Below are 25,479 nucleotides of genomic sequence, written 5' to 3'. Positions count from 1 at the left end.
GAGCTGCGAAGCAGCCCCAGTAAGCCGAATGCGGTGTATCAGATACTCCGTAGCTGCTGGTTTTGGGGCTGCTTCGCAGCCCAACGCGGGCGATGCGGCGTACCGACAAGCCCGCTCACCACAAGGAAATTCGTCAGTTTGTGAACGTTGTGTAGATATCGATGCAATAAGACAGGGAAGGGATTTTAAACAGCCGCCAGTGGCGTATTATCCAGACTTCGACATGTTATCCATGAAATCGGACAATCCTTATGGCCTGGCTTGCGGCTGATGCGCGTTTTGACCCGGATATTTTCGACGCACCGGTCATTGGCATCGGTGCCTTGCTTGGCGCCCATGACTCCGGGTTGCACCAGCACCGACGCGGCCAATTGCTGTTTACCCAACAGGGGTGCACGCGTATCACCCTGGCCCATCAATTGTGCCTGTTGCCACCCACGCGCGCAGCGTGGATCCCTGGCGGCATCCGCCATCGGGCAGTCATGCAGCACGCCGTGGAGTATCGTTCGTTGTATGTCTGCCCGACCTTGGCCGAGCAATGGCCGAGCCAGGTGCGGGTGATCGAGGTCAGTGCGTTGTTGCGCGCGGTACTCGAGCCGATGGCGCTGGCCGCCTTCGAGACCGATTGGGAACACGGCCACTACGCGCATTTGCTGGCGTTGTGCCTGAACGAAGTTCGCCAGGCCGCCGAACAGCCGCTGCTGCTGCCGTTACCACACGACAAGCGCCTGGCGCCGTTGCTGCAAAACATTGAGCATTTGCCTCCGCCGTTGCAGGAGCTGCAACAGCAGGTGGGCGCCAGCAGCAAAACCATCGGACGCATTTTCCTGCGTGAAACCGGCATGGGTTATCAACAATGGCGCCAGCAGTGGCGCCTGATGCGTGCCATCGAGTTGCTCGCCACCGGGCGCAACGTCGGCTACTGCGCTTTCGAGTTGGGCTTTGCCAGCGACAGCGCATTGATCGCCTTCTTCAAAAGCATGACCGGCACCACGCCACGGGGTTATTTCAAATAGGCCAAGTGCGCCCTACGCGGGCATCTTGCGAAAGCCCACCGCCAGACGGTTCCAGCTGTTGATGCTGGCGATCGCCAGACTCAGGTCGACTTGTTCGGACGGGCTGAATTGCTCACTGAGCAAGGCGTAATCTTCATCGCACGCGTGAGTCTGGCTGATCAGCGTCAGGCTTTCCGCCCATGCCAGCGCGGCGCGTTCACGCGGGGTGAAAAACGGCGTCTCGCGCCACGCCGAAAGGGTGTACAGACGACGCTCGGTTTCACCGCCTTTGAGCGCGTCGGCGCTGTGCACATCCAGGCAGAACGCACAGCCATTGATCTGCGATACCCGCAGGCGCACCAGCTCCAGCAGCGGTAGCTCGATGGAGAGTTTGCCGACGACCGCTTCCAGGGCGAGCATGGCTTTCATCGCGTTGGGGGAAGCGGCGTAGAAATCAATACGGGCATGCATGGTGTTGGTCCAGGACAATGGAATTGGTGACCAGCTTAGTCACCCCGCTGCCCTGGACAAATAGCCAATTTCGGCGAAAAACAGGTAGCCAATACAACGCGGTTCAACTGCGCCTGCGCAGCCACTGCATAAAGCTCTTCCTCACCAGTACTGCCGGTGCGTCCTGGATCAGGTTTTGCGCGGCGTGCAGGCGGAAATCCAGGAGATTCTTCATCGCTTCGGCAATGTCGTGCCGCGCATCCAGGCACGACTTGAGGTATTCCCGCTCGATGCGATAAAGGGTGCAGTAGGTCTTGGCGACAAAGTCTGCCGGCACGCCCTGTTCCTGGAGGATCCCGGCTTCGCCGATCACCTCCCCAGGTCCCATGCGCCCGGCTTCAACGGTGTGCCCGGGCTTGGTCAGCAGCACCGCAACAACCCCGGATTCGATGATGAACAGGTGATCGCTGACTTCGCCGGCACGCAGGATCATGTCGCCGCAACGGAAAGTGTGCAGGCTCATGTTCTGGCTGAAGGTTTCCTTCTCTTCCTGGCGCAAGGTGGAAAATAGCGTCGAACTGTCCAACAGCGCGCGTGCTGGCGACGTGGTCGGCGACACAGCACTTTCGGCACTCGACAACAGGTTCACGCCCGCGGCTTGCAAGTGCCGGTAAGCCAGGTCGTAAAGCTGATTGCGCGCTTCGCGCTTGAGGCTCATCGCCGGCACGAAACCACTGATTTCATATTCCACGCCAGCGCTGGCGGACGTCTTGAAGGCGACACTCGGCGCCGGTTTGGTCAACAGTGATCGACAACCCTGCATGGCGCGTTCCAGGGCTTCCACCACCGTTTGCGGCCGGGCATGGGGGCTGACTTGCAAGCTCACGGCCAGGCCGAACATGTCGGCCGGGCGCGAAAAGTTGATGATCTTGGCCTTGGCCGCCAGCGAGTTGGGAATCACTGCCATGCTGCCTTGGGAGGTTTGCAGGCGCGTGGCCCGCCAGTCGATATCCGTGACCCGGCCTTCGATGCCGTCGATGGCGATCCAGTCATCCAGTTGATAAGGCTTGGTGATGTTGAGCACAATCCCGGAAAACACGTCGCTCAAGGTGCTTTGCAAGGCCAGGCCGACAATGATCGCCATCGCACCGGAGGTCGCCAGCACACCCTTGACCGGCAGCTCCAGGACGTAAGCCATGGCAGCGATGATGGCGATCAGGAAGATCACCGCGCCCAACAGGTCTTGCAGCAGCCGCCCGGTATGGCCGACCCGCTGCATCATCAGCGCGCCCAGCAGCACCGTGAGGGTGCGCGCGGCAAACAACCACCAGCCGATCTGCAGAGCCGTCGCCGCCAGGTGCAACGGCACATCCTCGGGCCAGGGCGCGGCCTGCATCGGGCTCATGCCGTCACTGAACAGAGCAACGCTGAATAGCGCAAAAATCAACAGCCGCGCCGCCAATTTCCAGTTGTTGTATTCAGCCGATATCAGGCGCCAGACGGCAATATCCAGCAGGATCAACGCCAACGCGCAGACCATCGGGTGATCGGAGATAAATGAGGGCATCCAGGCGACTCCAGGGCGATGCGTGCGAAGATCGCACGAAACGCCGCTGGAAGGTATAGCGCCTCACGCTTGCGGTTGCATCTGCCCGAACCGGCCAGACTGGAAGTCGGCGAACGCCTGGTGAATTTCCTGCTCGGTATTCATCACGAACGGGCCGTGGCCGACGATGGGTTCGTCGATCGGCTCGCCGCTGAGCAGCAACAATGTAGCGTCGCCATTGGACTCCAGGCTGATCTGCTCGCCATCGCGGTCAAACACCACCAACTGCCCTTCACGCGCCAGCTCGATGCCATTGACCTGCACGGTGCCTTTCAATACCACCAGCACCGTGTTGCGACCGGCATGCAGATCCAGGGTCACCGCCTTGTCGCCATTGAGCCGTAGATCCCACACATCAATGGGCGTAAACGTACGCGCCGGGCCCGTGTGGCCAGCAAACTCACCGGCAATCAGGCGCAGGCTGCCGGCCCCCCCGGCCAACGGCAATGACGGAATGTCGCCATCCAGGACGGTCTGGTAACCCGGTTCAGCCATTTTGTCCTTGGCCGGCAGGTTGACCCACAACTGAACCATTTCCATGGGGCCGCCGCTACGCGCGAAGGCTTCGGAATGAAACTCTTCGTGCAGAATGCCCTTGGCGGCAGTCATCCACTGCACGTCACCGGGACCGATCTTGCCGCCTGCGCCGGTTGAGTCCCGGTGCTCGACTTCACCCTCGTAGACAATGGTCACGGTTTCAAAGCCGCGATGCGGGTGTTGCCCCACGCCGCGTCGTTGCTCGGTGGGCGTGAAAGCGTAGGGCCCGGCATGGTCGAGCAACAGGAACGGGCTGATGTGCTTGCCCAGAGTGTCGTAGGAAAACAGCGTACGAACCGGAAAGCCGTCGCCGACCCAATGGCCGCGTGGGCTGGTGTAGATGCCGATGATGTTTTTCATGATGTACCTCCAAAGTGGATACACCTTAAATCCAATACCAATAAGGCGCTAGATAGCAAGAGCAACCCTCATCGTTCCATGAGTAGGACAATCCCTGCGACCATCCCGAATCCATCCAGTGCGCCGTGCGCCATCAGCAGGATCTTCGCCTGACCGGTCACCTTGGGCCCCTTACTGGTGGGAAAAACCACGTGCCAGCAAGATTGCCACCGCCAACAACAATAGCGCCGTGACCCTTTGCAGCAGCACACGCTTGCGCGGCGATTCGAGTACATGCTTGATCCGCTGGCCGAAGTAGCAATACAGACAGCCACTGGCGAACTGCAATATCAGGAAGGTCAGGCCGAGGATGGCGATGTCGGCGGCGGCGCTGTCCTGGTCCACGGCAGCAAATTGCGGGAACACCGCACTGAACAGGATGATGGCCTTGGGGTTGGACAACCCGGTCAGCAGGCCTTTACCGAACAGGCTGCGGGAACTTTCCCGCCCTTGGACAGTGGCGCTGATGTTGACCGCACTGCCGGTCCATTGTTTGTAGGCTAAGTAAAGGATGTAGGCCACGCCGACCAGTTGAATGGCCTGGGTAATCAGCGGGTAGCCCTTGATCAGTTCGGAAAAGCCCACGGCAAAAATCATGATCGAAACCAGGTACGACACGCTGGCGCCGAACTGCGCCGGCAAGGAATGACGCAGGCCATCTTTCAAGCCGAGGCTGAGCAGCAGCAACGTCATGGGGCCGGGGCTGAACGCCAGGGTGGTGCACAGCAACAGGAAATACAGGAAGGATGAAAACGTCAGGGCGCTGGCCATGCTAGGAAGATTCGCTGCAGGAAGGAATGCAGTGAAGTCTAGGGCGTAGAACCTGCGACAGGCAGGTAAACTCTGCGCTTATTCACGCAGGCTTTACCGGTAAAGACACCGGCAAACCTCAGGACATCGCGATGCTCATTCCTCGGATCCACTTTCATGACCACGGGCCCAAGGTCCAGCAGATTGTCGATGCCTTCGCCCGCGCCATCGAGCATGGCGAACTGACCGCGGGCAGCAAACTGCCGTCGGTACGTGAGCTGGGGGTACAGTTGGGGGTCGGCAAATTCACCATCAATGAAGCCCTCGATCGCCTGCGCGGCCAGCATCTGCTGACGTCCCATCAGGGCCGCGGCCATTTCGTCGCCCATCGCCAGGCGCAGCCGTCATCCAGTACCTGGGTGGATCTATTGCCCCAGGATTTGCTCAGTGTGCTGCGGCGGCCGACGGTCAGCGGCCAGGGCGACCTGCGTCCCGGCGGCGGCCATCTGCCGGAAGACTGGCTCGACTCCGACGCCCTGCGCCAGGCCATGCGCAGCGTGGTGCGCGCGCCATCCCTACGGATTGCCGGCATGGGCACGCCGGCAGGCTTGCTGTCGTTGCGCCAGGCGTTGCAACACAAACTCCAGGGCGATGGCCTGACGGCGCCGGTGGAACAAATCATCACCACTCCCAACACCCTGCAAGGCCTGGACATGTTGCTGCGCCTGCTGGCTCGCCCCGGTGACACGGTCCTGCTGGATGCGCCGTGCTACTTCAACTTCCACGCCAACCTGGCGCTACACGGGGTCAAAGTGGTGACCCTGCAACGCCGGCCCGATGGCTTCGACTTCACCGCGTTGGAACACCTGCTGGCGGAACAACGGCCCTGTCTGTACCTGACCACCAGCGTATTGCATAACCCCACCGGCCACTCCTTCAGCGCGGCCCAGGCCTTCCGTTTGTTACAACTGACCCGTCAGTATCACTGCCATATTATCGAGGACGATCTCTACGGTGACTTGCACCCCAACCCACCGCCGCGCCTGGCAGCACTCGCGGGGCTGGAACAGGTGACCTATTTGTCAGGGTTCTCAAAAACCCTCAGCGCCAATGCCCGCGTCAGTTATGTGGTAGCCGCGCCCCAACTGGCCGCCAACCTGACCAATATGAAGCTGATGAGCGGCGGCGTGACCTCAGAACTGTTTGAACAGATTGTCTATCGGCTGCTCAGCGAAGGGAGTTATGCCCGGCACCGTAAGCGCATGGCCCAACGTCTGCTGGAAGCCGGCGGACGGGTTGAACAGTGGTTGCGTCGGTGCGGGTGTGAGCTGCCCATGAGTCATGAGGGCGGGATGTTTATCTGGGCGCGCTTGCCGGCTGGCGTCAATGGCGAGCGGCTGGCCCAGATCGGGCTCAAGCGCGGTCTGTTGCTCGCACCGGGGGCGTTGTTTGGGTACGACGCCGGTATGCGGGATTTCATGCGGTTTAACGTGGCACACAGCGATGACCCGCAGGTGTGGGAGGCGGTTGAAGGGATGCTGGACCAAGCCCATTAGCATTAAGAAAAAACCGAGAGTAAATATCCGCTTTCCTACACTCTGCGTGGCGCTATCCCTGCATTGGCGCCGGGCCGCTCTTGGTAAAAAGCCTGTCCCTAACGAGCGATTACCCGGACATGCAGATGACATCTTTAAGAGCAATCACCCTAGGGGGCCTCAGTTGGTTAGCCCTGCTGTCAAGTCCGCCCGGGCATGCCACCGAGCCCGGTATCGAATGGCTGGTTGACTGCCCGAAGCTACCCGGTCGCGGCCTGGACCAGGAAGTGATTGCCCGCACCCAATGCGGCATCGTCACGGTGCCGTTGGACCATCAAGGCAGCGCACCGGGTCGGGTGCGCCTGAGCATCACCCGAGTCGGCGCCCGTCGGCCACTAGCGCGCAAGGGCGTAGTGTTTACCCAATCCGGTACACCGCACACCAACGCTCATGGGATATTTGCCGTGCATTTGGCGACGGTCTGGAAGTTCGCCAACACCGAAGCGTATCGCTCGCTGACGAACCTGTATGACGTCATTGAACTGAGCCCCCGCAAGCAGCCTGCAACCGCACAGTCAGCCTGGGATATGGAGTTCGTGCGCCTACAACTGGGTGAGGAAAAGATCAATTATCTGGGCACCGCCCAGGGCACCGGGCCCGGTCTCGGTTACGGCGCGCTGTTTTCCCATCGCGTGGGACGCATGGTGCTGATCGATCCGGCGCTCGACGAATTGTCCGGCGAACTCGTACACATGGCCTTTGCGCAACTGCCCGCGGAGCGCCGCCTTGTCCTCAAGGGCCCGTATTTGCGGGGGGCCTCGTCCAAAACGGCAGGCCAGTGCACGAACCGCTGGGCGGGTGACTACCTGGCCAACGGCACGCAACCACCACGCGCCTCCAAGTGCCTCGTCAGTTACCAATAACCCCCATCGTCAGTCATCCGCTCTACAATGTCGGCCCTATTCATCCTCGGGGCCGACATGGACATCGAACTGGCACGCACTTTCCTGGAAATCACCCGCTGCGGCAGCCTGGCCGCTGCGGCCGAAAAGCTCCACGTTACTCAGACCGCCATCACCGCGCGGGTGCAAAAGCTCGAAAGCCAGCTCGACAGCACGCTGTTCGTGCGCAACCGTGCCGGGGCGCGATTGACCGCCGATGGCGAGGCGTTCGTGGTGTACGCCAATCAACTGGTGCAAACCTGGGAAGCTGCACGCCGTGACCTGCCCTTGCCCGAAGGGTATCGCAACGTGCTGTATATCGGCGGTGAAGTCAGCCTGTGCAACCCGCTGATGCTCGGCTGGGCCAAGGCGCTGCGTGAACACATCCCCAGCCATGCCCTGCGTACCGAAGTGGGCGAAGGTGAATACCTGTTGCGCCAGTTGGAACTGGGGGTGCTGGACGCGGCGTTGGTGTTCCAGCCGCAGTACTGGCCGGGGTTGCAGGTGGAGCAAGTGCTGGAAGAAAAACTGATCCAGGTACGGTTGGCGACGCGGCCCGATCCTTATGTGTATATCGACTGGGGCCCGGGCTTTCGCCAGCAGCACGACGCTGCCCTGCCGGATAAGGCACGGGCAGCGGTGAGCTTCAATCTCGGGCCGTTGGCGCTGCAGTACATCCTGGAGAACGGTGGCGCCGGGTATTTCCGCACGCGGGTGGTACAGAGCTACCTCGACAGCGGGGTGATGAAGCGGGTGCCCAAGGCCCCGGAGTTCAGCTTTCCGACTTATCTGGTGTATTCCCGCGAGCGCGATTCGGCGGTGTTGCAACAGGCGCTGGAGTTACTGCGCGGCGTGGTCAAGGCCGAAAGAGACTGGTCGCAGCGCTGGGATCCGGTGCTTTGAACCGATGCGCATGGTAGCCTCCTAGTGTTTTCTCCGGGCCCCTTTTGCCGATGAACAAGAAAAAATCCGTCACCATCAGCGACATCGCCAAACGGGTCGGCATGACCACCATCACGGTCTCGCGGGCGCTGAGCAAACCTGACCTGGTCAAACCCGCCACACTGGCGCGGATTCTCGAGGTGGCGCGAGAGCTGGACTATGTGCCGAATGCCTTTGCCCGCGGGCTCAAGCGCAGTGAAAGCCTGATCATCGGGGTGATTACCGCCTCGGTGGACAACCCGTTCTACAGCGAGATGATCAAGGCGATTTCCCGGGAAGCGAAAAAGCACGGCTACACCATCATGCTGGTGGACACCGACGAACTGGAAGAGCTGGAAAGCAAGGCCGTCGACACGCTGCTGGGTTATCGGGTGGCCGGGATTATCCTGTCGCCGGTCTCCGACGAGCCCGACTACCAGCCCGACTATCTGGAGCGCCTGGGCAACGGCAAGACCCCGGTGGTGCTGCTCGACCGCACGCTCCACGACAGCCCGTTCAGCCGCGTGGTACTGGACAACTATCACAGCGGCATCCAGGCGGCGCACTACCTCTTGCGCCAGAACCCCGCGCTCAAGCGCCTGCTGGTGCTGACCGGACCTGCGCATTCACGTATCACCGTGGAGCGTCTCAAAGGCCTGCGGGAAGTGCTGGCCGAGCATCCTCAGGTGCAGGTTCAAGTGTGTGCCGGCGACTACACCCTGGCGCCCTCCTATCTGCACACCCTCGACTACCTGGCCGAACACAGCGCGCCGGACGCGATCATGGGGTTTAACCAGTTGATCACCCTTGGCGCCTTGCGCGCCTTGCGCATGCACAACATCCCCCATGACAGCCTGACCATTTGCGGGATCGATCGCCTGCCCTTCGCCGACATCTTCGGCGTGCCCATCGCGTGCGTCGCCCACGATGCCTCGCTGGCTGGCAGCAGTGCTGTCGGCCTGCTGCTGGACCACCTGGAAAACCCGTATAAGCCGAGGGACAAGGTGGTGATCCCCGGCAAGCTGGAGAACGGCTAGCGGCTGGTGTAGCCACCGTCGACGGGTAGGCTGACGCCGCTGATCATGCTTGCCGCCCGGCTCAGCAGAAACAACACCGGTAACGCCACTTCGCCGGTCTGCGCGAAACGCCCCAGCGGAATCGCCGCCAACGCCGGGTCGCGCTTGGCGGGATCGGACCAGGCCTGTTGCGCCATGGGCGTCAGGGTCACGGTGGGATTGACGCTGTTGACGCGAATCCCGAAGCGTCCCCATTCAGCACATTGCACACGGGTGATCGCATCCAGGGCGGCTTTGGAAGCGCAATATCCCAAGTGATCGTCGAGAGCCACGAGCGACGCCTGGCTGGAGACATTGACGATGCTGCCGGCAATCTTCGCCTCGATCATCTTCGCCGCCACGCGGCTGGCGACCTGGGCGGCGGCGCGGGCGTTGAGGTTCATCACCTGGTCGAAGGCTTCGCTGCTGATCGCGGCGGCCGGTTCCAGACGCGAAATACCCGCGCAATTGACCAGGCCATGCATCGGTGGCAGCGCCTTGAGGGCGAGGTCCAGCGCAACACTGTCAGCGATGTCCAGGCACAGGGTTTTGCAGCCCAGTTCAGACAGCGCGTTGGCGTCACGGCCGACAGCGAATACTTCGGCGCCGCTGGCGATCAGTTGCTGGGCAATCTCGCGACCAATACCGCTGGTGGCGCCGGTGACGAGGATGCGCTGGTGGGTGAAGTCAAAGGTTGGGGTGTTCATGTTTTTTCGGGTCCTGGGGCATCAGTCGTGGATGTATCGGGTTGGCGCGCCGGCGCTCACGCCTGCAAGCCATGCATCAGCGGTTTCAACGCCGGATACAGCTGCAAATAGCTGGCAAAGGCGCGGTCATACGCCTGTACATTTTCCGCCTTTGGCTCAGCCCGCAACGCCAACTGCACCCAGCCCTTTGCCATCTGCGCGTGATCCACCAACCCCACCGCATGCGCCGCCAACAAGGCCGCTCCGAGCGCCGCTTCCACCTCCTGGACGATGGTGTACACCGGGTAATGGGTGACATCGGCAATGATCTGCATCCACAGATCCGAATGGCTCGCCCCGCCCACCACAATCAGCCGTGGATCCAGGGAGCGCGCGCCCCGCGTGCCCGCCTCGATGTTGTGCCGCAGGGCAAAACTCACGCCTTCCAACACTGCTCGATACAAGTGGATGCGGCTGTGATACAGGTTCAGGCCGACAAAACTGCCACTGGCGCGGTCGTCCCACACCGGGCTCCGCTCGCCCATCAAATACGGCAGGAACAACAGTCCTTCACTGCCCGCCGGGATCTTCGCGGCGCTCTGCTCCAGCAACCACAGGCTGTCCTCGCCGGTCTGCCGGGCTTGTTGCTCCTCGGCCTGGCAGAACTGTTCGCGAAACCAACTGACCGAGGCGCCGGCGGTAATCGCGCCGCCGAAGATGTACAGGTCCTGATGACCGTTGTAGACATGGGGCATGCTCACCAGACCATGCCGCGCATCCACCTGTTGGTTGAGATAGCCCCAGCACATGCTGGTGCCGATCATCGCCACATGATTGCCCGGCTGCGTGACCCCGGCCGCCAGGGTCGCCATGGCCGCATCGACGCCACCGGCGAGGATTGGCATCCCCGTCGCCAAGCCCAGGCGCTGCGCCCATTCCGGCAGCAGACCGCCGACCACTTCGCCCGAATACAGCAGACGCTCGGGCATCATCGTCAACGGGATCTGCAGCGCCTCCAGCATCTCGCTCGACCAGCCGCGCGCCGCCACGTCATAAACCCCGCCGATATTGCCGGCGCTGCTGTGATCCACCGCAAGCTCGCCGGTCAGGCAATAGTTGAGGTAGCTATTGGGCGGTAGCAAATAGCGCGTATTGGCCCAGATGTCGGGCCGGTGCTGCTTGAGCCAGAGCATTTTGGTAAACCCGTAATAGCTGTCCACCGAGTTGCCGGTGACCTCAAACAGACGCTCCAAATCCACCTGTTCACGCACCCACTCGACCTGCTCGCCCGCGCGCCGGTCCATCCAGATCAGACATGGGTGCAGCGGTTTGATCGCGGCGTCGACGGCAATCCCCGAACCGCCATACAGACTGCTGATGCACAGCGCCTTCACCGTGTCCCTGGTGACACCGGCCTTGGTCATGCAATGGACGACGCAGCTTTCGACCGCCTCCAGCCAGACCTGCGGCCATTGCTCGGCCCAGCGCACTTTCGGCGTATCCACGCGATAGCTTTGGCTGTGCTGGGCGATGATCCGCCCTGCGCCATCCACCAGCAGCGCCTTGGTGCTTTGCGTGCCGATGTCCACGCCCATGACGTATTTCATGCGGCTACTCCTGGGCGGGTTGCAGCGGCTTCAACAGCACCTTGATCGACTTCGTCGAATTGGCCAGTTCGAACGCTTCGGCCCAGTTATCCAGCGGGAAGTCATGGGTGACAATGCCTTTGGACGTGACCAGGCCGCGCTCGAACAGGTCGATGGCCACCGGGTAGCAATACGGCCCCAGGTGAGCACCGCGTACGTCGAGTTCCTTGCGGTCGCCGATGATCGACCAGTCGGCGCTGGTCTCGGCGCCAAACACACTGAACTCGACAAAGCGCCCCAGCTTGCGGATCAGCTCCAGGCCTTGCGTCACGCCGACGGGCACGCCGGTGGTCTCGATGTAGACGTCGCAGCCGTAGTTATCGGTGAGGCCGTTGATGATCTCGCGGGCATTGTCGCGGGAAGGGTTGATCACCACGTCGGCACCAAACTTTTTCGCCAACTCCAAGCGCTCGTCGACCATGTCGATGACCACCAGCTTCTTCGGGGTTTTCAGCGCCGCTACCTGAACCATGCACAGACCCAACGTACCGGCGCCGGCAATCACCAGCACGTCATCGAGCTGGATATCGCCACGGTTGACGGTGTGGATCGCGCAGGACATCGGCTCGATCAGCGCCGAATCCTCGAGGGACACCGACTCCGGAATCTTGTGCACGATGGCGGTCCTGGGGATGCGCATGTACTGGGCCATCCCGCCTTCGGCCACTTCGCGCTGGAAGCCGAAGATGTTGTGGACTTCGCACATCCAATACTTGCCGGACTTGCAGAAACGGCACTTGCCACAGGGCACGATCTGTTCGGCGATCACCTTGTCGCCGACCTTGACCTCGAAGTGCTCCTCGGCGCCCTCGCCCGCTTCCACCACATAGCCGAAGAACTCATGCCCCGGCACCACCGGCGCCTTGACCCATGGGTTGTCGCCGCCCCAGAACATCGCCGCGCCCGAATGACATTTACAGTCGCTGGCGCAAATCCCGCAAGCGGCAATGCGGATCACCAGTTCATTGGGTCGGGCCTGGGGTTTGCCGATGCGCTCCAGGCGATAGTCTTTTGGGCCGTGGCAGACGACGGCTTGCATTTGTGTAGGCTTTTGCATGGTGTGCTGACCTTTTTTGAGCATGAGAGAACCCGGCGCGACCGGTATGGCCGCGTGGAAATAACCGGTTTACTTGTGGCGCTGACGGCTGATAAAGATCGCCAGCAAAATAATCCCGCCCTTGATCACACTCTGGACGTAGGGCGAGACCCCGAGCATGTTCAAACCGTTGTTCAACACGCCCAGCAGCATCGCGCCGAGCAAGGTGCCGACAATCACCCCGCGCCCACCGGCAATCGAGGCGCCGCCCAACACCACGGCGGCAATTGCATCCAGTTCGAAGCCGATCCCGGCGTTGGGTTGGCCGCTCATCAGTCGCGAGGTCAGCACCAGGCCGGCAATCGCCGCGGTCAAGCCACTGATGCCATACACCAGCAACTTGAAGCGCGCCGCCCGCACGCCGGACAAACGCACCGCTTCTTCGTTACCGCCAATAGCATAGATGTAGCGGCCGATACGGGTGTGTTGCAGCAGCACATAGGCCACGAGGTAGGTCACCAGCATGATCAGGATCGGCACCTGGAGGCCGAACAGGCTTTCGCGACCAAAGAAGCCGAACCACTCGGGCAACCCGGAGACCGGATAACCGTCGGTGTACATCAGGCCAAAACCACGGGCGATGCCCATGGTCGCCAGGGTGACGATAATCGGCGGCATATGCAGGTAGGCAACGAAAAAACCATTGCCGATACCAAAAGCCACGCCAATCAGCATCCCCGCGCCAATTGCCAGGCCCGGCGGCAGGCCGGCGACCATCAAGCCGGCGGTCAAGGTGCCGGACAGCGCCATCACCGGGCCTACGGACAGATCGATGCCGCCTGTCAGGATCACGCAGGTCATGCCCACCGCAATGATCGCGTTGATCGAGACTTGGCGGGCGATGTTCGACAGGTTGCTGGCGGTGAGGAAATTGTCACTGGCGAAGATCATCACCAGGGTGACGACCAGCAAGCCAACAAACGGATAGAACGCCGGCGAACGGACCAGTCGCGCCAGACTCAGGCGCAGTCGGCGGGTGTCGACGGCATTAATGGACGGATTCACTGGAGCCCCCTGTTGCATGGCGCATGACCTCTTGTGGGTTGACGTCGGACGCTTCCAGTACCTTGACAATGGCGCCCTTGTGGAACACCGCGACGCGGTCGCACATGCCGATGATTTCCGGCAGTTCCGAAGAAATCATGATGATCGCGTAGCCTTGCTCGGTGAGCTTGCGCATCAGCCCATAGATCTGTGCCTTGGCGCCGACGTCGATGCCTCGAGTGGGCTCGTCGAATACCAGCACATCGCAGTGGTGGTTGATCCAGCGCGCGATCACCACTTTTTGCTGATTGCCGCCGCTGAGGTTGAACACCCGACTTTCGCCGCTGGGTGCCTTGATCGACAGCTGGCGCATCAGCGCTTCGACACTGGCGCACTCCTTGCCCTTGTCGATCAGCCCGCTGGCGCCCTGGTATTTGTGCAGGTTATTCAGCGAGATGTTTTCGCGAATGCTGAAATCGGTGATCAAGCCTTCGCTCTTGCGACTTTCCGGCAACAAGCCGATGCCATGGGCCAAGGCCTGCGCCGGATCACCGAGGCTGACTTTTTCACCCCGCAGCCACACGTCCTTGGTCACCGAGGGCAGCGCCCCCATCATGCCCAACGCCAGCTCGGTGCGACCGGAACCCACCAGCCCGGCAAAACCGAGGATCTCACCCTTGTGCAGTTGGAACTGGTTATGCGGGCCGTTGCGTTGCAGCTGGATGTCCTTGACCTCCAGCAGCAGCGGTCCGCGCTCGTGGCTTGGCTTGGGCGGGAAGCTGCATTCCAGGCGCCGGCCTACCATCATCTCCACCAAACGCTCGATATCGCTGTCGGCCACATCGGTGACGCCCACGTTACCGCCATCACGCAGCACGCTGATGCGATCACAGACCTGGAAAATTTCCTCCAGATGGTGCGAGATAAAAATCACCGCCACGCCCTGACGCTTGAGTTCGCGCATGATCTCGAACAGCAACTCGGCCTCGTTGGGTGTCAGAGTCGCGGTCGGCTCGTCGAGCACCAGCAAGCGCGCATCCAGGGCCAGGGCCTTGGCGATCTCGACAAACTGCTGCTCGGCCACACTCAGGTGCTTGATCGGACATTGCAGGTCGAGGGTGACGCCGAGACGCTGGAACAACGCTGCGGATGCCTCATGCATGTCGCGTTTGCGCAACAGGCCAAAGCGGTTGTGCAGCTCATGGCCGAGGAAGATATTTTCCACCGCCGTGAGGTAGGGAATCAGGCTGAATTCCTGGAACACAATACCGATACCCGCGGCAATCGCATCCCGATACGTCGCGAACTGTTGCGCCTGGCCGTCGATAAGGATCCGCCCTTCGTCCTGATGCTCGACACCGCCGAGGATTTTCATCAGGGTCGATTTACCCGCGCCATTTTCCCCGAGCAACGCATGAATTTCGCCGCGCTCCACTTGCAGGTTGATGGACTTGAGGGCTTGTACCCCGGGGTAGCGCTTACAGATATTTTCCAGTTGCAGAAGACTGCTCATACCGCCGACCTCTCGTTCATAAGCGTGCCTTGTGCCCCGCGAGTGACGCGGGGCGTGGGCGGTTTACCAACTGAAGTCCTTGGCCTTGGCCTGATCGATCAGGGCAATATCCACCGGAATACTGGCCGGCACCTGCGCGCCCCATTTCTTCGCCAGGGCAACGCCCAGCGCCAGGCGGATCTGGTCGCGAGGGTACTGCGCCGAGGTGGCGATGAATTTGCTGCCGGGCTTGAGGATCGCCTTGATCGCTTCCGGCGCGCCGTCGACGCTCACCAGCTTGACGTCCATGCCGCTGGCCTCGATGGCCGACAGCGCGCCGAGAGAGCCGTTGTCGTTGACGCTGAAAATGCCTTTGAGGGTCGGTTGGGCCTGGAGCATGTTTTCGGTAACAGTCAGCGCCTGGTCACGTTCCTGCTTGCCGTTCTGGATACTGACGATCTTGATGTCAGGGTGCTTGGCCACGGCCTCTTTACAACCGCGCACGCGTTCCAGGATCGGCACCACGGCGATGCCGTCGAGGATCGCGATATTGCCTTGGTTACCAATGTTCTTGGCCAGGTACTCACAGGCCTGGAAGCCTGCGTCAAAGTTCTTCGACCCCACGAAGGAATCCAGTGGGCCGTCGGCCTGGGCATCCACCGCGACCACTACGACACCGGCGTCATGGGCTGACTTGACGGCGGATTGCACGCCGACCGAATCGGTGGGGTTGATCAACAGGATATCGATGCCTTTTTGCAGCATGTCTTCGACGTCGCTGACCTGTTTGGACACATCGTGGCGGGCGTCGGTGATGATCAGTTTCGCGCCGATGGTCGCGCCGGCTTCTTCCAGGGCGTTTTTCATGGTGACGAAATAAGGGTTGTTGATTTCCTGGAACGAGGCGCCGATGCGGATGGGCGCGGTTTTGCTGTCGGCGCGGGCAAGGGTGGCAGTGCCGATAGTGATGCTTAGAGCCAATAAACCCAGGGTTTTCGGAAGCATTTTCATGGCGGTGATCTCTGTCTTGTTTTTGTTTTTAGAGCAAATGTTATCGTTAACATTTTGTGTGAAACTAGCAAAGAAATGTGGGGGTCGCAAGGGGGGTTGTGCTTTTTTGAGGGGTGAGTCCCTGTCCGTGGCCGCCGTGACCGCAGCCATGAATAGACGCCCCAACCCCGCGTCCACCACCTGATCGTCCCTGGCGCAATCGCCACAACCCACTAAGCTCATCCCATTCCAAAAAAAACACAACGAGCCCGCCATGCCCCAGCCCACCGACACCTTTCGCGAACGCTATCGCGCCGGTATCCACCCACGCTACAACCCCTGGCTGCATGCTGGTTTCGTTCTCGGCTACGGCCTGCTGCGCATCACGCTGTCCTGGCGCAGCACCTATCAGATCCAGCCTTGGGAATGGCTGACCATTCCCGTGACACTGGTGTTCTTCAACCTGTGCATCTACCTCGTTCACCGTCACCTGGGCCATCACAAACACGGCTTCGCCAGGCTGTTCTACGCCCGCCATACGGGCGACCACCACAGCTTTTTCAGCCCCGGCCATATGACCTTCGACAGCCCCAGAGACTGGCGCGTGATCCTCTTTCCTGCGTGGTTGATCGTCCTGCACAGCCTGGCCATCACCCTCCCCACATGGTGGCTGCTCAAGCAACTGAACCCCAACGTCGCCGGGCTGTTCGCAGGCTGCATGATCCTCGGCTACCTGCTCTATGAAGTTTTTCATGCCTGCGAACATCTGCATGAAAATCATCCCCTGGCGCGCCTGCCCTGGATCAAGCAGATGCGTCACCTGCATGCACTGCACCACCGTCGCGAGCTGATGCAAGGGCGCAACTTCAATATCGTGCTGCCACTGATGGACTACCTGTTCGGAACCCTGTATTGGGAACCCACCGACCGCGCCAAAGACCCGCAGGAATTGCCATGAGCAAGAGTATCCGGCGCCTACTGCTGCTGGTCCTGATCGTGCTCGCGGCCTTTTTGCTGCTGATGCCGACCAAGGTCCAGCCGGTCAATTGGAGACCTCCCGAGGCACCGTCGATGAAAGACGGGCTCTATGCCGAAAACCAGCGTCTCAAGGACGTCCAACGTGTCGGCGCGCAGGACATCGATGGGCCCGAGGCATTGCTGGTGGATTCCCAGGGGTTCTTGATCACGGGCCTGCATGACGGCCGTATCATCCGTACCGCGCCCGACAGCCAAACCCTGGAAGTGCTGATCAATACCGGCGGCCGCCCGCTGGGTCTGGCGCACCATCCAGACGGTCGCCTGATCATCGCCGACGCCGTCAAGGGTCTGCTGGCGCTGGACCCACAACACGCACTCAGCACCTTGAGCACCAGCGCCAACGGCTTGGCCTTTGGCTTTACCGATGACGTGACGGTGGACACCGCCGGACGCTATGCGTATTTCAGTGATGCGTCGAGCCGCTGGGGCTACGGCGAGGACGGTGAGGCGGTGATCGAACATGGGGGTGATGGCAGATTGTTGCGCTACGACTTCAGCAACGGTCAGACCGAGGTGTTGCTGGACCACCTGCAATTCGCCAATGGCGTGGCACTGGGCCCCGATGAGGCGTATGTACTGGTCAACGAAACCGGCGCCTATCGCATCAGCCGCTATTGGCTCAAAGGTGACAAGACGGGTACACATGATCTGTTTATCGACAATCTGCCGGGGCTGCCGGACAACCTCAGCTTCAATGGTCGGGACCGCTTCTGGATAGCACTGTATTCGCCACGCAATCCGCTGCTCGATGGTCTCGCCGGATATCCGCTGCTGCGCCAAATGGTCGTACGGGCGCTGCTGGTGGTGCCCAAGCCCATCGAACGTAAAGCCTTTGTGCTGGGACTGGATGTGAATGCGCAGGTGATCGCCAACCTGCAGGACGGCAGCGCGGATAACTACTCGCCCATCACCACGGCGCTCGAATACGGCGACTGGCTGTATCTGGGATCGCTGACAAACGACAGCATGGCGCGCTTGCCGCTGAAACAGGCGCTGGCGCGTTGACAAAAAAAGGGCAGTCCGGATGTGCTGCCGCGAGGATTTGCGCAAGCTCAAGCGGATCACCCTGTTGTGGGATTACATCCGCGAAGTCACTGAACTCAACCGCCCGTTATCGTTGGGCGAAACGCATTTCCTTCGGTTTGCAGACTGAGTGCCTGCAAGGAGTAAGGGAGCCACTTCGTAGTGAGGTCAGTAGTGCTTGGCAACGGCTTGTGACAGGCCTTGGTACGCAACTTGTGACGGCCGGATGGTATCCCGCAAACACTGAATGTTTCGACTTCCAGAGGCGCCCACGAGCGCGTTGAGGCCCCATGCGCGTGCGCTGTAAGACTCACGTGTGCGAGGAGGCACAGAGGAATCGACGGCGTTTATAGTAAATGAAGTGATCAGAGAGTTTTTTTCTGTCAGATTCTCGAAAACTCCCGTATCAACGCCTTCCCAACCGCCACCCTGAACTACAGAAAATTCAGTACGTATTTAAGACGCATCCTACATGCTTTCCTTCCATAGCTTGTTAGCTTGGCTCGCTTTGGCTTCCCACAAACTCACAGACATATCGTTCGCCTGTTCCGTGTATGTGGGATTACGCTACATGACTGGAAGGAACAGTGGATGTTCAACGCAAGTCCTCAAACGCATTTCGGCCTAACCGTCAGCGACTTCAAGCACGACCTTCAGGTCCTCTCATTCACCGGCCAAGAATCCATTAGCGCGCCCTTTTCTTTTGATCTGGAGCTGGTCAGCGAACGTCCTGACCTGGACATCGAAAGTCTATTGCACAAGCAAGCCTTTCTGGCATTCAACGACAGTGACGCTGGTATTCATGGGCAAATTTACCGCATTGCACAGGGTGACTCCGGCAAGCGCCTGACCCGTTACAGTCTTACGCTGGTCCCGCAGTTAGCCTATCTGGCGCATCGAACCAACCAACGGATTTTCCAACAACAAACCGTCCCACAGATCATTGCGCAGATTCTTGAAGAGCATGGCATCCAAAGTGACGCCTACCAATTTTCGTTGGGCTCGATCTATCCAGCACGGGACTACTGTGTCCAGTACAACGAGTCCGACCTGCACTATATTCAACGCCTGTGCTGGGAAGAGGGGATCCACTACCACTTTCAGCACTCGCGACAAGGTCACGCACTGGTATTTGGGGACGACCAAACCATATTCCCCAAGCTTGGCAGGCCAACGGCCTATGTGCAGGACAGTGGCTTGGTCGCCGATGAGCCCGTAATCAAACGTTTTAACCTACGCCTTGCGACCCGAACCAGTCGAACAACGCAACGTGATTATGACTTTGAGAAGGCCCGCACCGCGCTGGAGGCGGACTATCGCCCAGCCGCCCAAGACGGACAGCCTGATCTGGAAGACTACCAATACCCCGGTGGTTTTACTCAGCGCGAACGAGGCAAGTTGTTGAGCCAGAGGGCTCTGGAAGGCCATCGTGCAGATTACCGTCAGGCCGAAGGTAAAAGTGATCAACCCACACTGGTCAGTGGCCACTTTCTCGAACTGTCCCAACACCCGCGCCAAGAGTGGAATGACCTCTGGCTACTGACCTCGATTCGCCACGAAGGCCTGCAACCTCAGGTGCTGGAGGAAAACCTTCCCAGTGATACCAGTGACCGCAAGGATGATTTCCATCAGGGCTACCGCAACACCTTCACGGCAACTCCGTGGGATGTGTTCTATCGCTCACGGCAGGCCTATGAGAAGCCTCGGATACTTGGCAGTCAAACCGCATTGGTTACCGGCCCCAGAGGCGAGGAAATCCATTGTGATCAATACGGGCGGGTCAAGGTGCAGTTCCATTGGGACCGCGAAGGCCAGACCGATGACAAAAGCAGTTGTTGGCTGCGCGTCGCTTCCAGTTGGGCGGGCAACAGCCATGGCGCGGTAACGATCCCTCGAGTCGGTATGGAGGTACTGGTGTCATTCCTGGAGGGTGACCCCGATTCCCCCCTGATCAGCGGTTGCCTGAGTAACAGTGCTAACCCCGCCCCCTACGAACTGCCCGCCCACAAAACCCGTAGCGTTTTTCGCAGCCGCAGTTCACCAAACAGCACGGGCTTCAACGAATTGCACCTGGAGGACCGCAGCGGCCAAGAGCTGATCTACCTACGCGCCCAGCGTGACATGGAGCAGAAGGTCGAACACGACAGCCGTCTGGAAGTCGGTAACGAACGTAAGGAAATCATTAAGGGCAACAGCATCGCCGTGTTGGAAGCTGAAGAGCAGCGCACCGTCACCGCTGACCGCAAAGTTCAGCTCAAGGCCAACGACTACTTATTGGTAGCGAACAGCAGTCATACCCGCGTCGGGCAAACGCTGGTCGCCGAAGCAGGTCAGGAAGCTCACCTTAAAGCCGGGGCCCATTTGATTCTGGATGCGGGTGCCAGTATTACCTTAAAGGCCGGTGGTCAACACATCGTGATTGGCCCCGGTGGGATCTTCAGCAGCTCCGATATTCAACTTGGCGGTACCCCTGTAGGAGGAACTGCGGCCAATCCGATATTGCCGGGGGCGTTGACTACGCTAATGGCTCCCACAGCGCTCCCACCCATGATTGCACCTTCCCAGTACGCCCTGATGGCCATCTCAAAAGTTCAAAGCCCTGATTTCTGCCCGATCTGCGAGGCCTGCAAAAATGGTGTTTGTCTGACTGAAGGAGCCACAACATGACCCATATACCGCCTCAGCAATGGATGATCGAACAACACCAACTCGGGCACTCTCTGTGTCTGATTCTGGACTCTGAGGACGAACGCCAAACCCGTCAGGTTCTGTTGGACGCTCAAGATCCTGACCAGTATTGCAGCGTGTACAGCGAAACACCGGTCGCCGATATGGCGGATGCCGGGCCCTTCATGTTTCTGATCGACAACCCGGAAGACGGACAACTGGACGAGTTGCTCAAGGCGCCTGAAAGGAACTGGGGCTGGCTTGCCAGTGTTCCACCTGAGGCAGGGCTACAGGCGCTGGTCAAACACTGGCGTGAACGTCTGATTGTCGGGACGAGACCGCACCAAGCGCTCTATCGGTTCCATGACAACCGAGTATTGACCCGCGCACTGAAGCACTTAGCCACTGGGGCTATTGCGGGGTACTTGGGGCCCATTATCAGCGTCTGCTACTGGCAAGGTCAGCATTGGGAAACGCTCAGCAATCCCGCACCGGGTAACCATCCAGTTCCTGAAAGCCCTGCATGGTGTGAGGTTCCCGTTGAGAGCGATCAGTCCGCGCACATACGTGAGGTCAACGCCCGCCGCTACTTGCTGGCCGAACATCTGGACGCCTACGCCCGAATTGCTGAACAACAAGACCCCGATCTATGGCTCAGCACTCAGTTGACCTTGGCTGACACTTGGGGTTGGCAAGCGCCGGAGCAACTGGAGTTCTTGTTGATCCAGAGTTTAAAGGAACCAGAGGGCAAACTCGCAGAGCGTTGGAAGGCCCGCCCTGATGAAACTCCGACAGCTCATTTCGAGCGGGTTTACCAGGCAACGAAATTTTGGCAAGAAGATGTCCCGCTATGACACAAACACTTAGAACTCTGCTCCTGGGCGGCTTCATAGTCCTGACAGCAGGGTGTGCTACTGGGAAGTCGGAAAGCTTTACCTTTACGGCTGATCTACCTCCAAACTTCACTTATCAGGCAGTAGTCAAGTATGCACCCGCCAAGGGAGAAACCTGCACGGCTCAAAAGCCCGACGTTGGCTACAACCAAAGATGGCACTTAGATTATAAAGAAAAATACAAGATCGACTCTGAAATCCCCATCTACCGCACCACTGAAGGTTGCAGATTAGCTATCTATCGCGTTGAACTGGACGTCTACGGAGCTTATGGAGAAGATCGTGGAGACTTCGGCGCAGATTCAGCAATGGTTATTATTAGAGAGCAACTGGAGGAGCAATACAAAGGTGTTTTTGATGCTACTGGAGAAAGCGCCATAAATGGTCAGTGCCAGTGGATGTTTCGTACTCAAGGACCAAAGCGTCGTCTTTCGAAGGGTCTCGAGTGCAAAAAAATTGATGATCAGGGTGTAGTGACAAGAGAGCGTCCCGTAGGGGCTTACACCTTGAATCAACTGCCCGGTAAAACCGTGAAGCTGAAGATCAAGCTGGCTGATGAGCAGCAGCCCGGCTGGGGAGACACATGGGTCAAAGTTCCCAACGGCTGGAAACGTTGCATGGGAGAGGGACCCGAGGATCAACGAGGTTACTGTAATGGCAATTATGAGGACTTCAGCAGCTTCAAAATGCCAGATGGCCGCGACTGCACAATTTATCCTGGCTGTACCGAATAAGGAAATCACTCAATGAGCACTTTGGATGAAGAGCTGAAGCACCGCTCTTGCACAAAACTTAAGTCTCTGCTCTTGGGCAGCTGCATGGCTCTTACAGCCGGGTGTGCTACAGGGAAGCAGGAAAGTTTCACCTTTACGGCTGACTTCCCTCCGAACGTAACTTATGAAGCAGTCGCCAAGTATGCACCCGCCAAGGGAGAAACCTGTACGGTTAAAAAACCCAATGTTGGCTACAATCAAAGATGGCACTTAGATTACAAAGAACGATACAAGCCTGAGCATGACATCCCCATCTATCGCACTTCTGAAGGTTGCCAATTGGTCATCTACCGCGTTGAGCTGGAGATCTATGCAGCTTATGGGGAAGATCGGGGAGACTTCGGCGCAGACTCAGCAATGGTTATTATTAGAGAGCAACTGGAAGAACAATACAAAGGAGCTTTTGATGCTGCTGGAGAAAGCGCCATAAATGGTCAGTGTCAGTGGCTGTTTCGTACTATCGGACCTGACCGCTACATCACTAAACTCCTCGATTGTAAAAAAGTTGACGATCAGAGCATGGTGAAAAAAGGGCGTCCCGTAGGGGCTTACACGCTGGATCAACTGCCCGGTAAAACCGTAAGGCTGAAGATCAAGCTGGCTGATGAGGAAAGGCCTGCTATTGGGAATACTTGGCTGAAGTTTCCTAATGGTTGGAGACGGTGCATGGGTAAAGGCATGGAAGACCAATATGCATTCTGCCGTAAAAATCAGAAAGACTTCAGCGAATTCATAATGCCGGATGGTAAACAGTGTTCGATTTATCCCAACTGCACTGAATAAGGAAATCAAATAATGAGCAATTTGGATGCGCAATTAAAGCACCCGTTAAACAGTCGTATGTTCACCTGTCCGGTTCAAGGCCGCTGGACCAGCTTTCAGTTAGTTGATGAGTCGGGCGAGGGGCTACCCTATGCGGGACTGGCCTATGAGGTTATCGATACAGAGGGGTACTCCCACAAAGGCCTACTCGACAGTACCGGGGCAGGCAAGGTAGAAAACCACTTTGCAGGTCCCATAGCGTTAATTATCAAAGAACAGTATCGAGGTGGTAAAGAATTTTATGAGTATCTACTTGAAAGGCCCCACTACCCACTCCCGATAACCGAACTTCAAGTCCGCGCCGAGCAAACTCGCTACTCCCATAAAGACGGCTCGCGGACTCAAAGCAACCCCGCGCAAGCCTGTGCAGACTTTTTCTGCCAAGTCGAAGTTCGTCATTTGGTTGATCATGTTGCGCATTTACCGCCTGAAGCCGAGTGCCGCTACCCACCCAATCTGGGATGGGCCAAGTTAATGCGCGAGCACGGCGAACGCGGTGTCTCCCTGCTTTCCAACAAGCACAACGTATTGGAAGTTCGCCCATTGCGAGCCCTGCTCCCGATGCTCTCCACCGACTCGCAATTCTGTGCGCTAAACCTGTATCAGCTCGCCATTATGGCCACCTTAAGCTACAACCAATTTGGTCAGGCACCAGATAAGACGCCAATCAGAGACAAAAAGGTAAATTTCCCACAAAAACCAAGCATGGGTAACTGGTGTGGTGATGCTCTGGCGAAGTTCGATGAAATCTGGAAAGCGGACCCTGCCCAAACCAAAGCGTACTACCCGCTATACGAAGATGTACCGTACTCCAAACGTTTGGAAATAGTCCCGTTTGACCCTGATCTGTACCCAGCAAACAGCCCGGATTTAGAAGAAAAACAGGAACATCCGGCCAGTGTTCATTTTCTTGATGATCGAAATCAAATTGATAACACCGACACCCAAGCGTTTATCACTCATAACGATGAGTTGGTACTGATTTCCGTACGCGGCACCAATGAGAAGTTTGCTGATGGTCTTCGGGACGCCGATGCGCTCCAAGTCCCCTTTGCGGAAGGCGTGGGTAAGGTTCATCGAGGATTCTATGAGGCTGCGCTGAAGGTCTATGACCTCACGGCCAAATATCTCGACAAGTTTTTCACCGGACAGAAACTGATTATTTGCGGCCATAGCTTGGGCGGGGCAATCACCTTGCTGCTCTCGGAAATGTTGCGCCGCCAGAAAAAGTATCGTGCTGACATCGTGCTGTACACCTACGGCTCCCCAAGAGCTGCTGACGCTACCTTTGTAAAAGGCGCTGCTGACTTAGTGCATTACCGCATGGTCAACCATAACGACCCAGTGCCGAGCGTGCCTGGAACATGGATGAACACCAAGACCTCCGTCTATGCGACAGGGGCAGCGTTAACTTTCGTAAACGTCCCTGCGGGGCTCGCAGTGTTTGCTACGGGCATCACCAACCTGAGCGGTGAACCCTATGAACACCACGGCAAGTTGCGTCACTTCTTTCCGGTAGAACTTGGAGGCAAAGAGAAATCGTCGATCCTCTGGGAGCCCGGTTGCGACACCATTACCCAGCATGCCGCCTGCACGCTGGCTGTCCAGCAAATCAATGGACTCCCCAACCGGCCTGGCCTGATTTCTCAAGCTTTTCATGGCGGTAACCATTCAATGGTGGGTGGCTACATCCCCAGTTGCTGGGCCGCTCTTAAACGTGCGCAGGAATCGCTGAAGCTCAAGAGTTCGCTGGTCACCGACCGTGAATTCGATTTCGTAGATGGTGCTCTGACACGAATTACCGACCAGTTGCGCAGTAAACGCGATGACTTGCGGGGGCGGAGTTTCAAATATCGTGAAACCCACGAACCAGCAGTTGATGCATTCAACCGAGAGGTCGATAAAGTGCGAGAGACCCACGACCGATTAGCGACCGTGCATAAGGATAAGGTTGACGAAGCGAAGGTCTACGGCTCGTTTTCACAGCAACCTGAAGTACTGGCAGACAACTTGCTTCGCTGGGAGGCGCATCCAGAGAACAGGGTAGCGGAACAATTGGCCATGGCGCCGCGCGCTGTCGAAAGCGATCATGAGTTATTCGCGTCACTATTAGGTCGCCCAATCGGCGCTCCACACACGCTTGATATTGATTCAATCGTCTGAAACAAAGCGGTAGCAGG

General features: G+C 58.7%; 22 protein-coding genes and 1 pseudogene. 13 read left to right on the top strand and 10 right to left on the bottom strand.

Annotated features, from left to right (window positions below; all coding sequences use genetic code 11):
- The first annotated feature begins 251 nt into the window (after positions 1 to 251).
- Positions 252 to 1,016 carry an AraC family transcriptional regulator gene (locus BLU75_RS06385; RefSeq protein ID WP_084377685.1) on the top strand — a complete coding sequence of 255 codons (765 nt, stop codon included), beginning with the start codon at positions 252 to 254 and terminating at the stop codon, positions 1,014 to 1,016.
- 12 nt (positions 1,017 to 1,028) lie between these two features.
- On the opposite strand, the gene BLU75_RS06380 is transcribed toward BLU75_RS06385, so the two are convergent.
- From BLU75_RS06380 to BLU75_RS06365, 4 genes are all read right to left on the bottom strand, one after another.
- Positions 1,029 to 1,466, bottom strand: coding sequence for a carboxymuconolactone decarboxylase family protein (locus BLU75_RS06380; protein ID WP_084377683.1), 438 nt, complete (start codon positions 1,464 to 1,466; stop codon positions 1,029 to 1,031).
- A gap of 103 nt (positions 1,467 to 1,569) precedes the next feature.
- Positions 1,570 to 3,012, bottom strand: a complete 1,443-nt coding sequence (locus tag BLU75_RS06375; protein ID WP_084377681.1) for a mechanosensitive ion channel family protein — start codon at positions 3,010 to 3,012, stop codon at positions 1,570 to 1,572.
- Positions 3,013 to 3,075: 63 nt separating this feature from the next.
- Positions 3,076 to 3,948: a pirin family protein gene (locus tag BLU75_RS06370; RefSeq protein WP_084377679.1), complete on the bottom strand. Its 873-nt coding sequence runs from the start codon at positions 3,946 to 3,948 to the stop codon at positions 3,076 to 3,078.
- Positions 3,949 to 4,119: 171 nt separating this feature from the next.
- Positions 4,120 to 4,758 (bottom strand): LysE family translocator, encoded by a 639-nt coding sequence (locus tag BLU75_RS06365; RefSeq protein WP_084377677.1) that lies wholly within the window; start codon positions 4,756 to 4,758, stop codon positions 4,120 to 4,122.
- 131 nt (positions 4,759 to 4,889) lie between these two features.
- Here BLU75_RS06365 and BLU75_RS06360 point away from each other — a divergent pair, with 131 nt between their 5' ends.
- From BLU75_RS06360 to BLU75_RS06345, 4 genes are all read left to right on the top strand, one after another.
- Positions 4,890 to 6,293, top strand: coding sequence for an aminotransferase-like domain-containing protein (locus BLU75_RS06360; RefSeq protein ID WP_084377675.1), 1,404 nt, complete (start codon positions 4,890 to 4,892; stop codon positions 6,291 to 6,293).
- A gap of 125 nt (positions 6,294 to 6,418) precedes the next feature.
- On the top strand, positions 6,419 to 7,195 hold the full coding sequence (locus BLU75_RS06355) for an alpha/beta fold hydrolase (protein ID WP_084377795.1): 777 nt from the start codon (positions 6,419 to 6,421) through the stop codon (positions 7,193 to 7,195).
- Between the two features lie 57 nt (positions 7,196 to 7,252).
- Positions 7,253 to 8,116 (top strand): LysR family transcriptional regulator, encoded by an 864-nt coding sequence (locus tag BLU75_RS06350; RefSeq protein WP_084377793.1) that lies wholly within the window; start codon positions 7,253 to 7,255, stop codon positions 8,114 to 8,116.
- Positions 8,117 to 8,166: 50 nt separating this feature from the next.
- The gene (locus BLU75_RS06345; RefSeq protein WP_084377673.1) at positions 8,167 to 9,171 is read left to right on the top strand and encodes a LacI family DNA-binding transcriptional regulator; all 1,005 of its coding nucleotides are present in this window, start codon (positions 8,167 to 8,169) and stop codon (positions 9,169 to 9,171) included.
- Here the strand turns inward: BLU75_RS06345 and BLU75_RS06340 are convergent.
- The 6 genes from BLU75_RS06340 to BLU75_RS06315 all read right to left on the bottom strand — a co-directional run bounded on the left by BLU75_RS06340 (position 9,168) and on the right by BLU75_RS06315 (position 16,104).
- On the bottom strand, positions 9,168 to 9,896 hold the full coding sequence (locus BLU75_RS06340; RefSeq protein WP_084377671.1) for an SDR family oxidoreductase: 729 nt from the start codon (positions 9,894 to 9,896) through the stop codon (positions 9,168 to 9,170). The two genes, BLU75_RS06345 and BLU75_RS06340, sit on opposite strands and share 4 nt — an antisense overlap.
- Positions 9,897 to 9,952: 56 nt before the next feature.
- Positions 9,953 to 11,482, bottom strand: coding sequence for an FGGY-family carbohydrate kinase (locus BLU75_RS06335; RefSeq protein WP_084377669.1), 1,530 nt, complete (start codon positions 11,480 to 11,482; stop codon positions 9,953 to 9,955).
- Positions 11,483 to 11,486: 4 nt separating this feature from the next.
- Positions 11,487 to 12,578 carry an alcohol dehydrogenase catalytic domain-containing protein gene (locus BLU75_RS06330; protein WP_084377791.1) on the bottom strand — a complete coding sequence of 364 codons (1,092 nt, stop codon included), beginning with the start codon at positions 12,576 to 12,578 and terminating at the stop codon, positions 11,487 to 11,489.
- Between the two features lie 69 nt (positions 12,579 to 12,647).
- A complete protein-coding gene (locus BLU75_RS06325; protein WP_084377789.1) occupies positions 12,648 to 13,640 on the bottom strand; it encodes an ABC transporter permease in 993 nt (330 codons plus the stop codon).
- Positions 13,606 to 15,114: a sugar ABC transporter ATP-binding protein gene (locus BLU75_RS06320; protein WP_084377667.1), complete on the bottom strand. Its 1,509-nt coding sequence runs from the start codon at positions 15,112 to 15,114 to the stop codon at positions 13,606 to 13,608. Before BLU75_RS06320 ends, BLU75_RS06325 begins: the two co-directional genes overlap by 35 nt.
- Before the next feature lie 63 nt (positions 15,115 to 15,177).
- Positions 15,178 to 16,104 carry a substrate-binding domain-containing protein gene (locus BLU75_RS06315; protein ID WP_084377665.1) on the bottom strand — a complete coding sequence of 309 codons (927 nt, stop codon included), beginning with the start codon at positions 16,102 to 16,104 and terminating at the stop codon, positions 15,178 to 15,180.
- 253 nt (positions 16,105 to 16,357) lie between these two features.
- Here BLU75_RS06315 and BLU75_RS06310 point away from each other — a divergent pair, with 253 nt between their 5' ends.
- From BLU75_RS06310 to BLU75_RS06280, 8 genes and pseudogenes are all read left to right on the top strand, one after another.
- Entirely contained in the window at positions 16,358 to 17,041 is a 684-nt protein-coding gene (locus BLU75_RS06310; RefSeq protein WP_084377663.1) for a sterol desaturase family protein, read from the top strand.
- A complete protein-coding gene (locus tag BLU75_RS06305; protein WP_084377661.1) occupies positions 17,038 to 18,126 on the top strand; it encodes an SMP-30/gluconolactonase/LRE family protein in 1,089 nt (362 codons plus the stop codon). The genes BLU75_RS06310 and BLU75_RS06305 overlap by 4 nt, the downstream gene beginning before the upstream one ends.
- Before the next feature lie 16 nt (positions 18,127 to 18,142).
- A pseudogene (locus BLU75_RS27695) lies at positions 18,143 to 18,274 on the top strand (LysR family transcriptional regulator); the annotation flags it as partial.
- A 461-nt stretch (positions 18,275 to 18,735) separates the two neighbouring features.
- Positions 18,736 to 20,811, top strand: a complete 2,076-nt coding sequence (locus BLU75_RS06300; protein WP_084377657.1) for a type VI secretion system Vgr family protein — start codon at positions 18,736 to 18,738, stop codon at positions 20,809 to 20,811.
- Entirely contained in the window at positions 20,808 to 21,665 is an 858-nt protein-coding gene (locus tag BLU75_RS06295) for a DUF4123 domain-containing protein (RefSeq protein ID WP_084377655.1), read from the top strand. The genes BLU75_RS06300 and BLU75_RS06295 overlap by 4 nt, the downstream gene beginning before the upstream one ends.
- Positions 21,662 to 22,438: a hypothetical protein gene (locus tag BLU75_RS06290; protein WP_084377653.1), complete on the top strand. Its 777-nt coding sequence runs from the start codon at positions 21,662 to 21,664 to the stop codon at positions 22,436 to 22,438. Before BLU75_RS06295 ends, BLU75_RS06290 begins: the two co-directional genes overlap by 4 nt.
- Before the next feature lie 12 nt (positions 22,439 to 22,450).
- Positions 22,451 to 23,260, top strand: coding sequence for a hypothetical protein (locus BLU75_RS06285; RefSeq protein WP_084377651.1), 810 nt, complete (start codon positions 22,451 to 22,453; stop codon positions 23,258 to 23,260).
- A gap of 12 nt (positions 23,261 to 23,272) precedes the next feature.
- Positions 23,273 to 25,462, top strand: coding sequence for a lipase family protein (locus tag BLU75_RS06280; protein WP_084377649.1), 2,190 nt, complete (start codon positions 23,273 to 23,275; stop codon positions 25,460 to 25,462).
- The last annotated feature ends 17 nt before the right edge of the window (positions 25,463 to 25,479 follow it).

The sequence above is a fragment of the Pseudomonas mucidolens genome (assembly GCF_900106045.1).
Taxonomy (GTDB): domain Bacteria; phylum Pseudomonadota; class Gammaproteobacteria; order Pseudomonadales; family Pseudomonadaceae; genus Aquipseudomonas; species Aquipseudomonas mucidolens.
The sequence above is the reverse complement of the archived record's forward strand: the minus strand, read 5'-3'. Positions and strand labels throughout refer to the sequence as shown.